This is a genomic window from Rhodococcus sp. BP-316 (assembly GCF_019836105.1).
Taxonomy (GTDB): domain Bacteria; phylum Actinomycetota; class Actinomycetes; order Mycobacteriales; family Mycobacteriaceae; genus Rhodococcoides.
The window spans coordinates 379,383-393,326 of sequence record NZ_JABUEE010000001.1; the positions used below are offsets into that span (position 1 = coordinate 379,383).

Consider the following 13,944-nt stretch of genomic DNA (forward strand, 5'->3'; position numbering starts at 1 on the left):
TGGTCCACGCCCCGGTTTCACGCCGGGAAATCCACAGACCTCTCCGCCGGATCATCACTCTGGCGTGACGCCGCACGACACCGTCACGAAAGGGCGTACGTGGCAGCCATCGATATTCGTCAGACCGCGGACACCGCGCCGGCAGTCGACAGCACTCCGGCCGTCGACACCGCGTCCGCCGACGGCACCGCACCCGGCGCCGTCGGAACCGCACCCGCGAAGGCCCCGGCCAAGAAGGCGGCCCCGCGCAAGGCAGCAGCCAAGAAGGCCGCGCCGCGCAAGGCCGCAGCGAAGAAGACAGCAGCGAAGAAGGCGACGTCTCCTGCGACCGGCGACGACGCCGACGAGCCCACCGCGGACATCGAGGACATCGACGTTCCCGAGGGCGAGCTCGCAGCCGAGTCGGACGTCGTCGAGGTCGTCGCCGTCGGCGACGAGGTCGAGGACGACGCGACCACCGAACCCACGCCGGAGGACAAGGCGTCGGGCGACTTCGTGTGGGACGAGGAGGAGTCCGAGGCGCTGCGACAGGCCCGCAAGGACGCCGAACTCACCGCCTCCGCCGACTCCGTCCGCGCCTACCTCAAGCAGATCGGCAAGGTCGCCCTCCTCAACGCCGAGGAGGAGGTCGAGCTCGCCAAGCGCATCGAGGCCGGTCTCTACGCCGTCCAGCTCATGGCCGAGTCCGCCGAGAAGGGCGAGAAGCTCCCCGTGGCCCAGCGCCGCGACATGACCTGGATCTGCCGCGACGGCAACCGGGCGAAGAACCACCTGCTCGAGGCCAACCTGCGCCTCGTGGTCTCACTGGCCAAGCGCTACACGGGCCGCGGCATGGCGTTCCTGGACCTCATCCAGGAGGGCAACCTCGGTCTGATCCGCGCGGTGGAGAAGTTCGACTACACCAAGGGCTACAAGTTCTCGACGTACGCGACGTGGTGGATCCGTCAGGCCATCACCCGCGCCATGGCGGACCAGGCCCGCACCATTCGTATCCCGGTGCACATGGTCGAGGTCATCAACAAGCTCGGACGCATCCAGCGTGAGCTCCTGCAGGACCTGGGTCGTGAGCCCACTCCCGAGGAACTCGCCAAGGAGATGGACATCACGCCCGAGAAGGTGCTGGAGATCCAGCAGTACGCTCGCGAGCCGATCTCCCTCGACCAGACCATCGGCGACGAGGGCGACAGCCAGCTCGGCGACTTCATCGAGGACTCCGAGGCCGTCGTCGCCGTCGACGCGGTGTCGTTCACCCTCCTGCAGGACCAGCTCCAGTCGGTTCTCGAGACTCTCTCCGAGCGCGAGGCGGGTGTCGTGCGGCTGCGTTTCGGCCTCACCGACGGCCAGCCGCGCACGCTCGACGAGATCGGCCAGGTCTACGGGGTCACGCGTGAGCGCATCCGACAGATCGAGTCGAAGACCATGTCGAAGCTGCGGCACCCGAGCCGGTCGCAGGTGCTGCGCGACTACCTCGACTGACAGTTCCGCACCTCACCCGACGGCGACGAACGTCCCGTCGTCGTCGGGCAGGTAGGGCTGCACCTCGACCACCGCGGTGAGCGGGACCGGTCCGTAGAGGTGCGGGAACAGCATCGAACTCGGATCGCCGGGTACTCCCGGCTCCCATTCCAGACGGTCCTTCAGTCGAGTGGGGTCCAACGACAGCAGCACGATGTCCCGGCGCCCGGCGAACAGCCGGTTGGCCGGGAGATGAACCTGCTGCGGCGTCGACAGATGGACGAACCCCTGCTCGGCCAGCGACGCGGGTGCCACCTCCCCCGCGGCCACACTCGCCTCCCAGTCCGCCGCCGGGCACATGTGCACCAGGATCTCGGTCATCGGCCGTCCTCTCGTGTCGGGTCCTGCGGTCGCGTCGTCTCGGCCGGCGGCGCCGGTCGTGCGCGTCGTTCCACACCGCCCAGCGCGACGGCGACGATCACACACAGGATGCCCGCGAGTTCGGCGATCGAGGGCACCTGCCTCAGCACCACGACGCCGACCACCGTCGCAGTGGTGGGCAGCAACGCGAGCAACAACGCGAACCGTGCCCGTCCGACCGTGCGCAGGACCACCTGGTCGAGCGCGTAGGGGATCACGCTCGACAACACACCCACCCCGACACCCAGCAGCCACGTGGACGGCGCGGTGAACACCGACGGATCCTCGATGACCTGGGGCGTCAACGCGAGCGGGGCGAGGATCACCGACGCCACCGCCATGCCGACGGCGAGGGAGTCCAGCCCGTCGCCCGCCGTCGCGACCGACTTCCCGAGCACCACGTAGCCGGCCCACAGTCCGGCGGCGAGGAGTGCGAAACCCACCCCGACCAGGCCCACGTCGAATCGCGCTCCGGCCACCAGCGCGACTCCCGCGACCACCAGGACGAGTGCGAGCACGTCGCGAGCGCGCCGCGATCCGAGTGCGGCGACGAGGACAGGACCGAGGAACTCGATCGCCACGGCGGTGCCCAACGGGATGCGGGCGATCGCCTCGTAGAACGCCAGGTTCATTCCCACCGTGACGACACCGAACCCACCGGCCACCGCGATGGTGCGGGCCGTCCATCGCGTGCGCCAGGGACGACGCCAGGCCAGCAGAACGGCCGCTGCGCCTGCCGCGCGCAGCCACGCCACGGCCGCCGGCGAGATGGTGTCGAACAGATGGACGCCGATGGCGGCACCGAGATACTGCGCGAGCGCTCCGACCACGAAGACGAACGGCACCGACCACGGCGGGAACGAACGCCCCACCGACGCGAGGCCGCGCGCGTCCACATCCGTCATGGTCGAACCGTATCCACCGGTCGCGACACGGGCGCACAGGGGCGGGTGAGTTCTGCCGACAGCGAACGATGCTCGGGAGGGACGTGGTTCACCAGCATGTTTCGTGTCTGTGACAACACACGGCCATCCGCGTGGGAACAACGCACGAACCCCATACGTCTGTAAGAGTGAACGAACCGCGTCGAACCGACGTGGCGGACCGACCCCAGGACCGTGGTAGTCACGGTCAGTACGGAGGAGTCATGCCCGAATTGTTGACCGACACCACCCTCACCGCTGCCGACAGGTGTGATCGTTGCGGAGCGGGAGCGCGCGTGCGTGCCGTCCTCCCCACCGGCGGAGAACTGCTGTTCTGCCGTCACCACGCCAATGAGCACGAAGCGCGTCTCCTCGAGATGAACGCCACCATCGTCGCGGACGCGGATTCCGACGCCATGGCGTGATGACCGGGGCACTCGGTCCCACAGCATCAGCACTCGACTCCTGACACCACGAAGGGCGACCACCGATCCGGTGGTCGCCCTTCGTCGTGCGCGGGGCTCGTGCAGTGCTGCGATCACCACGAACGCAGGGCCGAGATCCTCTCGGTGAGCTGCTCCGCCGTCGCGATCGCGGTGGGCGGCCCACCACAGCTCCGTCGGAGTTCGCCGTGGATGATGCCGTGGGCCTTGCCGGTGCGGTGGTGATGCATCGCCACCAGGCCGTTGAGCTCCTTGCGCAGATCGGCCAGCTTCGCGGCGTCCGCGGACCGCCCGGCGGGCGGGAGGGTGACCGGAGCCGGAGTCTCCGTGGGCGTCGCCGGGCGTGCCAGCTGCGTCTCCTGCCGTTTCCGCAACAGCGCGCGCATCTGGTCGCCGTCCAACAGGCCCGGCAGGCCGAGATAGTCCGCCTCGTCGTCGCTGCCCGAGAACGTCGCGGTGCCGAAGGAGGAGCCGTCGAAGATCACCTGGTCGAGCTCTGCGTCGGCACCGAGCGAGGTGAACGCCTTCTCCTCCTCGCCGGGCTCGTCCTTCTGCTGGTTCGCCTCGATGAGCAGGTCGTCGTCGAGACCGTCCTTCTCCCGGTGCGGCTTTCCGATGACGTGGTCGCGCTGCGCCTCGAGCTGGCTGGCCAGGTCCAGGAGCACCGGCACCGAGGGCAGGAACACGCTCGCAGTCTCACCCTTGCGGCGAGAACGCACGAAGCGCCCGACGGCCTGGGCGAAGTACAGCGGTGTGGAGGCGCTGGTCGCGTAGACGCCGACCGCGAGGCGCGGGACGTCCACGCCCTCCGACACCATGCGCACGGCCACCATCCAGGTCGACGTTCCCGCGCCGAACTCGGCGATGCGGGCCGAGGACCCGGGATCGTCGGACAGCACGAGCGTCGGGGTCTCCCCCGTCGCCGCCTCGAGGATTCCCGCGTAGGCGCGCGCGGTGGTCTGGTCCGACGCGATGACGAGGCCACCCGCGTCGGGAATGCCGCCCTGCCGGAGTTGGTGCAGCCGGGTGTTGGCCGCGGCGAGCACCGACGGCACCCACTCACCGGACGGGTCGAGAGCGGTACGCCAGGCCCGCGCCGTCTGCTCGGCGCTGAGCGGCTCCCCGAGACGGGCGGCGAACTCCTCGCCCGCACTGTTGCGCCAGCGTGCCTCGCCCGAGTACGCGAGGAAGACGACCGGCCGCACGACACCGTCCGCCAGCGCGTCGGCGTAGCCGTAGCTGTGGTCCGGGCGCGACCGGGGCAGGCCCTCGTCGTCCGGCTCGTAGTTCACGAAAGGAATGGGGCTGTCGTCGCTGCGGAAGGGCGTTCCCGTCAGTGCCAGGCGGCGCGTCGCGTCGCCGTAGGCCTCGCGGATGCCCTCGCCCCAGCTCTTGGCGTCACCGCCGTGGTGGATCTCGTCGAGGATCACGAGCGTCTTGCGGTTCTCGGTCCGCACCCGGTGGCGGGAAGGGTGCGACGCCACCTGTGCGTACGTGACGACGATGCCGTGGAAGTCGCTGGACGTCTGCCCGGTGCTGTTGGAGAAGCGGGAGTCGAGGGCGAGTCCGACGCGCGCCGCCGCCTCCGCCCACTGGTGCTTGAGGTGCTCGGTGGGAGCGACGACCGTGACCTGGTCCACGGTGCGGTCGCTCAGCAGCTCGAGCGCCACGCGGAGCGCGAACGTGGTCTTGCCGGCTCCCGGAGTGGCGACGGCCAGGAAGTCGGTCGGACCCGCCGACAGGTACTTCGTGAGCGCTCGCCGCTGCCAGGCGCGCAGTGGCGGCAGGGTGACTCCGGCCGGCCCTGTCACAGGGAGACCTCCTGCGCTGTCGACCTTCTCGCCGATCTCGGCCGTCATGAACGGGCCTCGTCCGGCGCCGTACGTCCACCTGAAAGGATGCGAACCACCCGTGGCATGGAACTCCCGTTCGGCTCGTCGTCTCGTGTGCACATCCGTCGATCAGACTATCGCGGACGTCGGCGCGCCCACCAATGCGCACGTCGCCGCCGGTGCCCGCGACGGCGACACACCGGGCCGGGACGTGCCCGAGCGACGCCGGTGGGCCATGCTGGAGTCATCATGAGCGCACCCGCCGACAACACGTCCGATCGGGACACCGCGGCAGCGTCGACGCCCGACGGAGAGCCGGGGCCCGGTCCCGTCCCGGGACGGCCGCTGCGCACGGCCTGGCGCGTCGTCGCGAGGACGGCGGGCAAGGCGTGGGACGACTCCATCTTCGGCAAGTCCGCCACCGCCGCCTTCTGGCAGACCCTGTCGCTGCCGCCGCTGGTGCTCGCACTCCTCGGCAGCCTCACCTACATCGCGGGGTGGTTCGGACCGAACACTCTCGACATCATCGAGTCGAAGATCGTGACGTTCAGCTCCACGCTGTTCAGCGACAACGTCGTGGACGAGATCATCGCCCCCACGCTGACGGACATCCTCAACAGCGGACACGGTCCCGTCGTGTCCGTGGGCTTCCTGCTGTCGTTGTGGGCCGGCTCGTCGGCGATCTCCACCTTCGTCGACTCCATCGTCGAGGCACACGGTCAGCAGGACGCGCGCAACCCCGTGTGGCAGCGCATCTTCGCCCTGCTGCTGTACGTCGCGTTCCTGATCGTCGCGGTGTTCGTCCTGCCCCTCGTCGCGCTGGGGCCCACCATCATCGGTCGGGTGCTGCCGTCGTCGTGGTTCGAGATCGGCTCGCAGGTGATCGACATCGCGTACTACCCGGGCGTCGGACTGCTGCTCATCGTCGGCCTGACGACGCTCTACAAGGTGGCTCTGCACACCTCGCTGCCGTGGCACCGCCTGCTCGGCGGATCGCTGCTGGCCGGAGTGTTCTTCATGCTGGCGAGTGCGGTGCTGCGCACCTACCTGTCCTGGGTGACCGGAACGGGCTACACCTACGGCGCGCTCGCGGCTCCGATCGCCTTCCTGCTCTTCACGTTCTTCCTGGGATTCGCGGTGGTGCTGGGGGCGGAGTTCAACGCCACGGTCCAGGAGTTCTGGCCGGCGCGCGCCACACGCATGGACCAGGTCAAGGGATGGATCGCCGAGAAAGCAGCCGATCCGGGTGCGGGCACCGTCGGCGCTCTCGGCCGGCTGGCCACCGGCCCGATCCGCATCGCACGGTCGGATCGGGACGGCGGCGAGTCACCGGAGAAGCGTCAGGTGACGCGTGATCGGCAGGATCACTCGCCCTTGCGCAAGCCGTCGTAGACCTTCTTGCAGTCGGGGCACACGGGTGACCCGGGCTTGGCCGACTTCGTGACGGGAAAGACCTCGCCGCACAGTGCGACGACGTGGGTGCCCATCACCGCGCTCTCGGCGATGCGGTTCTTCTTCACGTAGTGGAAGAACTTCGGAGTGTCGTCGTCGGTGGTCTCGTCGGTGCTGACGTCGGGGCGTTCCTTGGTCTGCGTGCTCATGCATCGATTATGACGGTTGTTCCCGACACGCGCGTCGCACATCTCACCACCTCCGATTACTGCACACTTCGTTCAGTAGTGACACAGTGGAGTCATGGCACACGACGGCATCTCACCCCGCGACAGCGTTCGCGAGGCCGTACTGATCACCGAGGCACGAACGTCGGTCGAGGAACAGCACCGAGCGCGCGTGCGCAAATACCTCTTCATCATGTCTTTCCGTATCCCGGCGCTGGTCCTCGCGGCGCTGTCGTACGGCGCGTGGCAGAACCCGTGGATCGCCATGGCCATCGTCGGCGTGTCCATTCCTCTCCCGTGGATGGCAGTCCTGATCGCCAACGACCGACCGCCGCGGACCGCGGACGAGCCCAGCCGCTACGGCTGGCGGGCGACCGACTCCACCGCGCTGGAGGCCCGCAGCCACCCGGTGGTGAACCTCGACGAGGAACCCGATCTCGACCGCCGCGCGATCTCGAATCCGCGCGCCACGTCCTGAGACGGGTCAGTCCCGAGATCGGTCTGCTGACACACTGACGCGGTGACCGACTCGAACCACCGCACCTCGCCTCCCCCGTCCGTCCCGGTGGACGCGGACCGCCTCGTCGACCTCGCGTCCACGTTGCGGGTCGCGTTCGACCGAGCGGACTTCACCGCGGACGGGATCCTGGAGGCACTGGGCGACTCGGTTCATGCCGCGTTGGGACGTGGCGAACCCGCACCGGTGCGACGCCGGTGCGGAGAACTCGGTCCCCTCGGCACGCTCGTCCGGCTGTTCCTGCTCTCCGACGATGTGGCGATCGACGCCGCGACCACCGCCCTCGCGCCGACGACACTCGACGGAGCGGTTGCTGCCGGCCTCCTCGAGACCGGCAGCGACACCGTGCGCAGTCTGCTCGACATCCGCCCCCTCGATCTCGGCACGGGCACGCGGTGGGTGGTGTCCGACATCGACGGCAGCATGCGCGACGTCCGTATCGGATCCGATCACGTGCTCGGCGTCGGTCACGCGTCGCTGTCGCTGGTCCGCGGGACACCCACCCGTGTCGACGGGAGTCCGCCCACCGTCCTGGATCTCGGTACCGGCTGCGGCATCCAGGCGCTCCACGCGGCGCCGTACGCCCGGTCGATCACCGCCACCGACGTCAGTGATCGGGCCATCGCCCTCACCCGCATGACGGCTGCCCTCAACGGTCTGGACTTCGAGACGATCCCGGGCTCGTGGTTCGCACCCGTCGCGGGGCGGACCTTCGATCGCATCGTCGCCAACCCGCCCTTCGTCGTCGGATCGGGCCGAGTCTCCCACTCCTACCGCGATTCCGGCCTGGACCTCGACGGTGCCAGCAGCCTCGTCGTGGGAGCGGCACCGGAGCATCTCGCTCCCGGCGGGACCGCCTCGTTGCTCGCCTCCTGGGTTCACGTGGACGGTGAGGACTGGCGGTCACGGGTCGCCTCCTGGCTGCCGGACCACGGTGTCGACGCGTGGATAGTGCAGCGCGACATCGCGGACCCCGCTCTCTACGTGGGCACGTGGCTGCGGGACGGTGGACTCGATCTGCGAGACCCGGCCGTCGACGAGACGGCGACCGCCTGGCTCGATCACCTCGACGCCGCCGGCGTCACGGGTGTCGGCTTCGGCTTCGTGTACCTCCGCCGGACCGACCGGCCCACCAGCGTCCTCGCGGAGGACCTGATGCACGGGTACGAGGATCCCCTCGGCGACGAGGCACTCGACGTCCTGGACCGGGTGGACTGGCTCCGCACACACGATCTGCTCGACGAGTGTGTGGCCGTCGCCCCGACCACGGCACTCGAGGAGGTCTCCACCCCCGATCCGGACGGTGGGTGGACCACCGTCGTACGCCGGGTCCACCGCGGCGACGGGCCCGCGTGGTCCCACGAGATCGACGCGGACGGGGCGGCACTCCTGGCCGGGATGCGCGCGGGCGGACTGACGGTCGGCGACCTCACCGAGCTTCTGGCGGCCGCACGCGGTGTGGACGCCGCGGAGCTGACGGACTCGGTCGTCGCGTTGGTCGCGGGGCTCGTCGTGCACGGGTTGGTGATCCCCACCTGAGCCGAGCAGTCGTTTCTCTCAGCAACTTCTCAGGGCTGAGGTGGTGAAACCGCAGCTCAGAGTGTTTGACGGAGGTGGGCTTCGGGAACTTTTCTGACGTGTCCCGGCGTTGTAGCCAGTGAGACACCACCGATCAGGAGGCACGTCATGACCAGCCCCACCACCATTCGCCCTCGACCGAGTGATGCCGACCTGGATGCACAAAGCCCGGCAGCGGACCTCGTTCGCGTCTACCTCAACGGCATCGGCCGCACGGCTCTGCTGACGGCCGCGGAGGAAGTCGATCTGGCGAAGAAGATCGAGGTGGGTTTGTACGCGACCCATGTGCTCGCGACCGGCAAGCGCCTCTCCCCCGCCAAGAAGCGTGACCTCGCGCTCATCGTCCGCGAGGGTCAGTCCGCTCGGGCACACCTCCTCGAGGCCAACCTCCGTCTCGTCGTCTCACTCGCCAAGCGCTACACGGGCCGCGGGATGCCGCTGCTGGACCTCATCCAGGAGGGCAACCTGGGTCTGATCCGTGCGATGGAGAAGTTCGACTACGCCAAGGGCTTCAAGTTCTCGACGTACGCCACCTGGTGGATCCGTCAGGCCATCACGCGCGGCATGGCGGACCAGAGCCGCACCATCCGTCTCCCCGTGCACCTGGTGGAGCAGGTGAACAAGCTCGCGCGGATCAAGCGTGAGCTGCACCAGCAGCTCGGCCGCGAGGCCACCGACGACGAGCTCGCCGAGGAGTCCGGCATCCCGGTCGAGAAGATCGCGGATCTGCTCGACCACAGCCGAGACCCGGTGTCGCTCGACATGCCCGTCGGCAGCGACGAGGAGGCGCCGCTGGGCGACTTCATCGAGGACTCGGAGGCCACGTCCGCCGAGAACGCCGTGATCGCCGGGCTGCTGCACACCGACGTGCGCAGCGTGCTCGCCACGCTGGACGAGCGTGAGCAACAGGTCATCCGGTTGCGCTACGGCCTCGACGACGGTCAGCCGCGCACCCTCGACCAGATCGGCAAGCTGTTCGGCCTCTCGCGTGAGCGCGTACGCCAGATCGAGCGTGAGGTCATGGGCAAGCTGCGTCAGGGCGACCGCGCCGAGCGACTGCGGTCCTACGCCAGCTGATCGTCCCCCGCATCACGAGACAGGCCCCCGGCTCTCGCCGGGGGCCTGTCGTCGTTGACGGGCTCAGCGCAGGCGACGGGGGCCCAGATCGATACGGCTGGGCTCGGGCCCGATGCGGATCCGTGCGTCGGTGGTCTCCGCGCCACTCGGTGACGCGAGGACCGGGTCGCACACCAGCTCGCGCACCTCGGACAGATCGTCCGCCAGTGTGGAGACCCGGAGCACGACGTCCACCAGCGCGCCCTTGTTCACCGGGGACGCGGTGCGGTACCCCGACAGCATCGGCGCGGCCCGCGGCGCGTCGATGAGCTCCGCGGCTTCCCTCTCGGTGAGTGGGAGCACACGGTACGCCCTGTCTCCCAGCAGATCCGACATGATGCCGGACAGCCCGAACGACACCAGTGAGCCGAACGACGGATCGTCCTGGACCCGCACCAGGCACCCGATCCCCTTGGTCGCCATCCGCTGCACCTGCATCACCGGGGTGCCCGATGCCTCGAACAGATCCCGGTACGCGCGGGCGACGGCGTCCGGCCCCACGACGTCGAGGCGGACTCCGCTCAGGTCGGGGCGGTGTCGCCACTGATCGCCGGTGGCCTTCACCGCGACGGGTCCTCCCAGCTCGCGGGCCGCCTCCACCGCCTCGGCCTCGTCCGTCACCGTGCGGAAGGCGGCGATCTCCACGCCGTAGCACCGCAGCAACTGCTCGGTCTCGACGTCCGAGAGCCACCGCCCCGAGGGACTGGCCGCCATCCAGCCGGCCACCAGTGCGCGCGCCGCGTCGGCGTCGACGCCGCCGGGCCGCACCACGCTGTCGGCCGGTCGATTCAGCCACGAGGCGTACCGCCACGCCTTCTGCAACGCATAGACCGCCCGCGCCGGGTCGGGATAGGACGGCACTGATCCGCGGATCGGCGTTCCGTCGTCGCCGCGGACCGCCAGCACGTCCGGAATGCCCTCGGCGGCGAGGAAGGTCGTCAGCACCGGCTTGTCGGCGCCGCGGACCGCCGCGCCGAGTGCCTCGGCGTAGGAGGCGACACGGACGGCGACCGGAGGCACGAAGACCGCGAGAACGGTGTCCACGTCGTCCGACCGCAGCGCCGTGGTGACCGCGGCCGCGAACTCCTCGGGCGTGGCCTGCGCGCCCACGTCGACCGGGTCCGGTGCGGTCATGCCGCTGTCGCGTGCGGCGTCGACGGCGAGGACGCCGAGCGCCGTCGAGTTGCCGACCACCGCGACCCGCGGACCTGCCGGCAGCGGCTGATAACCCAGAAGGATGGCGCAGTCGAACAGTTCCGCGATCGAGTCGACCTGGATCACCCCCGCCTGCTCGAAGAGGGCACGCACGATCGTGTCGTCGATGTCCGTGCCGGTCGCCAGCGCGGGCGGCACGGCTCCGCGTCCGCTCTTGACCGCGACGATCGGCTTGGACCGCGCGACCCGGCGCGCGATGCGCCAGAACTTGCGGGCGTTGCCGAAGCTCTCGAGGTAGAGCAGGACCACCTCGGTGGCCTCGTCCTGGTCCCAGTACTGCAGCAGGTCGTTGCCGGACAGGTCGGCGCGGTTGCCGGCGGAGACGAACGTCGACAGTCCCAGGAGCCGTTTCGACGCCTGCGCCAGGATGGCGATACCCAGGGCACCCGACTGGCAGAAGAAGCCCACACGTCCGCGACCCGGGAGGTCCGTCGCCAGCGTGGCGTTGAGCGACACCGCGGGATCGAGGTTCGCGACGCCGAGAGCATTGGGGCCGACCAGGCGCATGCCGTGTGCACGAGCGGAGTGCACCAGGCGCCGTTCGTTCGCGCGCCCGTCCTCTCCCGTCTCACCGAACCCGGACGAGACCACCACCAGCGCCTTCACACCCTTGGCGAGACAGTCGTCGAGCACCGCGTCGATCTGGTCGGCCGGCACGGCGGCCACCGCGAGATCCACCTCGTCGGGAATGTCCCGCACCGTCGGGTACGCGCGCACTCCGCGCACCGACGTGTGTTCCGCGTTCACGGGATAGACGGGTCCGGTGAACGACCCGCGCAGCAGGTTGGTCAGCACCGCGTTGCCCACCTTCTCGGGGTCCGTCGAGGCACCGATGACGGCGACGGAGCGTGGGCCGAGCACGTTGCGGACGCTGCGGGCCTCGGCCGCGCGCTCGCGGGAGTTGCGCACCTGGACGAGCGCGTCGCTGGGATCGATGTCGAAGTCCAGGTTGAGCACGCCGCCGTCGAAGCTGCGACTGACCTGGTAGCCGGCCTGCCGGAACACGGTGACCATGTTGCGGTTCTCCGCGAGCACCTCGGCGACGAAGCGGCGCACCCCGTTCTCCGCGGCCGCCCCCGCCAGATGCTCGAGCAGGATCGGACCGAGCCCACGACCCTGGTGCGCGTCGGCGACGACGAAGGCCACCTCGGCGGAGTTGCCGTCGCCCTGCGGCAGGCGCTCGTACCGGCCGACGGCGATGATCTCGTCGCCGAGCGTCGCGACGAGGGCCACCCGCGACGTGTGATCGACCGTCGTGAAGTTGAGGATGTCGCGCTTGGGCATGGTGGGGTACGGACCGAAGTAGCGCAGGTACCGCGTCCGCTCGGACAGCTTGCCGTGGAACTCGACCAGGGCGTCGGCGTCACCGGGCACGATCGGCCGCAGATGCACCACGCGGCCGTCGGACGCGAGCACGTCGGCGGCCCAGTGCCGCGGGTAGTTCTCGGCCCGCTGCCGCTCGAGCTCCTTGGGATCCGGCGGCGTCGGCGCGTCCGGTGCCGTCTGCGCTGTCGGTGTCTCGGGTGCGGGTGTCTCGTCAGTCACGCGGATCCTCCGGGTCGAGTCCCCACAGCGGGTAGACGGCGCGGCGGGTGGCCACGATGGCGGTGTCGATGCGTTGGATGGCGCGATCGACGTGCTCGACACCCGACTCCGGGGAACCACCCGGCCCGTCCCACGGCGGGTAGTCCACGTCGCCGTCGTCGCTCATCGTGGACGGCAGGTCGATGCTCGGCGCGGCGAGCCGCACCTTCTCGTGCCACTCGTCCGGAATGGACGTCGTCGGATCGAGATCGCGGTCGAGCACCGCGGCGATGAGATGGGTCCAGGCACGGGGCACCACCCGCACCAACCCGTATCCGCCACCCCCCACCGCGAGCCACCGGCCCTCACAGACCTGGTCGGCGAGGTCGCGCATCGCACGGAACGCGGCGCGCTGCCCGTCCACGGTGAGTCCCAGATCGGCGAGCGGATCCTCCCGATGACTGTCCACGCCGCACTGGCTGATGATGATCTGCGGCTTGAACGCCGCCACCGCTCCGGGCACCACCGCGTGAAACGCCCTCAGCCACAACCGGTCTCCCGTGCCGGGCAGGACCGGCACGTTGACGGAGGTGCCCTCCGCGGCGTCGGCACCCACCTCGGTGGACCATCCGGTGTTGGGCCACAGCGTGGCCGGGTGCTGGTGCACCGAGACCGTCATGACGCGGGGATCGGCGAGGAACGCCGCCTGGACACCGTCACCGTGATGAGCGTCCACGTCGATGTAGGCGATGCGGTCGTACCCGTTGTCGAGCAGCCACGAGATGGCGATGGCCGCGTCGTTGTAGACGCAGAAGCCCGACGCCCAGTCCGCCATGGCGTGGTGCATGCCCCCGCCGATGCTCACCGCGCGGCGCGAGCGTCCCGAGGCGATGGCCCGCGCGGCCGTCAGGGTGCCACCCGCGATCACCGCACTGGCCTCGTGCATGTCGGGGAACACCGGATTGTCCTCGGATCCGAGACCGTGCAGCACCTCGGACGCCCGCGAACCCAGCGGCAGGTCACGCGGCGCGCGCTTGACCGCCTCGACGTACCCCGGTGTGTGCACCCGCAACAGTTCACTGTCCGACGCGACCTCCGGCGGCAGCAGTTCGGTCCCCTCGAGCAGACCGATCCCCCGTGCCAGATCCATGGTGAGTGCGAGGCGGGTGGGATTCATCGGGTGGTCGTCGCTCCACCGGTAGTTCAGGTAGTCCGCGCTCCAGACCAGAGCGGGCTGCCCCGGAGGCGACTGCGATGTCGAGGACGACTGCAGAGTCATGGCCCTCAACCTACGTGTCCGAT

General features: G+C 69.7%; 12 protein-coding genes. 6 read left to right on the forward strand and 6 right to left on the reverse strand.

From position 1 onward, the window contains the following. The first annotated feature begins 99 nt into the window (after nt 1-99). A complete protein-coding gene (locus tag HQ312_RS01735; protein ID WP_056444837.1) occupies nt 100-1,476 on the forward strand; it encodes an RNA polymerase sigma factor in 1,377 nt (458 codons plus the stop codon). Nucleotides 1,477-1,488: 12 nt separating this feature from the next. Here the strand turns inward: HQ312_RS01735 and HQ312_RS01740 are convergent, their stop codons facing one another. Together HQ312_RS01740 and HQ312_RS01745 are read right to left on the reverse strand one after the other, a co-directional pair. Next, nucleotides 1,489-1,836: a DUF952 domain-containing protein gene (locus HQ312_RS01740; RefSeq protein WP_027505177.1), complete on the reverse strand. Its 348-nt coding sequence runs from the start codon at nt 1,834-1,836 to the stop codon at nt 1,489-1,491. Continuing rightward, the gene (locus HQ312_RS01745) at nt 1,833-2,780 is read right to left on the reverse strand and encodes a DMT family transporter (RefSeq protein WP_222637634.1); all 948 of its coding nucleotides are present in this window, start codon (nt 2,778-2,780) and stop codon (nt 1,833-1,835) included. The genes HQ312_RS01740 and HQ312_RS01745 overlap by 4 nt, the downstream gene beginning before the upstream one ends. Before the next feature lie 242 nt (nt 2,781-3,022). Here HQ312_RS01745 and HQ312_RS01750 point away from each other — a divergent pair, with 242 nt between their 5' ends. Continuing rightward, nucleotides 3,023-3,223, forward strand: a complete 201-nt coding sequence (locus tag HQ312_RS01750) for a hypothetical protein (protein WP_027505176.1) — start codon at nt 3,023-3,025, stop codon at nt 3,221-3,223. Nucleotides 3,224-3,336: 113 nt separating this feature from the next. Here HQ312_RS01750 and HQ312_RS01755 read toward each other — a convergent pair whose 3' ends face one another. Beyond that, the gene (locus HQ312_RS01755; protein ID WP_222637635.1) at nt 3,337-5,100 is read right to left on the reverse strand and encodes a DEAD/DEAH box helicase; all 1,764 of its coding nucleotides are present in this window, start codon (nt 5,098-5,100) and stop codon (nt 3,337-3,339) included. A gap of 222 nt (nt 5,101-5,322) precedes the next feature. On the opposite strand from HQ312_RS01755, the gene HQ312_RS01760 reads away from it, so the two are divergent. Beyond that, nucleotides 5,323-6,465 (forward strand): YihY/virulence factor BrkB family protein, encoded by a 1,143-nt coding sequence (locus HQ312_RS01760; protein ID WP_081821180.1) that lies wholly within the window; start codon nt 5,323-5,325, stop codon nt 6,463-6,465. Here HQ312_RS01760 and HQ312_RS01765 read toward each other — a convergent pair. After that, a complete protein-coding gene (locus tag HQ312_RS01765; protein ID WP_027505173.1) occupies nt 6,438-6,674 on the reverse strand; it encodes a DUF3039 domain-containing protein in 237 nt (78 codons plus the stop codon). The genes HQ312_RS01760 and HQ312_RS01765 overlap by 28 nt on opposite strands. A 94-nt stretch (nt 6,675-6,768) precedes the next feature. Between HQ312_RS01765 and HQ312_RS01770 the strand changes: the two genes are divergently transcribed. The 3 genes from HQ312_RS01770 (at nt 6,769) to HQ312_RS01780 (ending at nt 9,864) form a co-directional block, all read left to right on the forward strand. Beyond that, nucleotides 6,769-7,170 carry a DUF3099 domain-containing protein gene (locus tag HQ312_RS01770; RefSeq protein WP_056444840.1) on the forward strand — a complete coding sequence of 134 codons (402 nt, stop codon included), beginning with the start codon at nt 6,769-6,771 and terminating at the stop codon, nt 7,168-7,170. 87 nt (nt 7,171-7,257) lie between these two features. After that, a complete protein-coding gene (locus tag HQ312_RS01775; RefSeq protein WP_222637806.1) occupies nt 7,258-8,748 on the forward strand; it encodes a class I SAM-dependent methyltransferase in 1,491 nt (496 codons plus the stop codon). A gap of 147 nt (nt 8,749-8,895) precedes the next feature. Next, on the forward strand, nt 8,896-9,864 hold the full coding sequence (locus tag HQ312_RS01780; RefSeq protein ID WP_027505171.1) for a sigma-70 family RNA polymerase sigma factor: 969 nt from the start codon (nt 8,896-8,898) through the stop codon (nt 9,862-9,864). 63 nt (nt 9,865-9,927) lie between these two features. On the opposite strand, the gene HQ312_RS01785 is transcribed toward HQ312_RS01780, so the two are convergent. Beyond that, on the reverse strand, nt 9,928-12,663 hold the full coding sequence (locus HQ312_RS01785; protein WP_056444843.1) for a bifunctional GNAT family N-acetyltransferase/acetate--CoA ligase family protein: 2,736 nt from the start codon (nt 12,661-12,663) through the stop codon (nt 9,928-9,930). Continuing rightward, complete coding sequence (locus HQ312_RS01790) at nt 12,656-13,921, reverse strand: acetoin utilization protein AcuC (protein WP_027505169.1); 1,266 nt, start codon at nt 13,919-13,921, stop codon at nt 12,656-12,658. Before HQ312_RS01790 ends, HQ312_RS01785 begins: the two co-directional genes overlap by 8 nt. Nucleotides 13,922-13,944 lie beyond the last annotated feature (23 nt).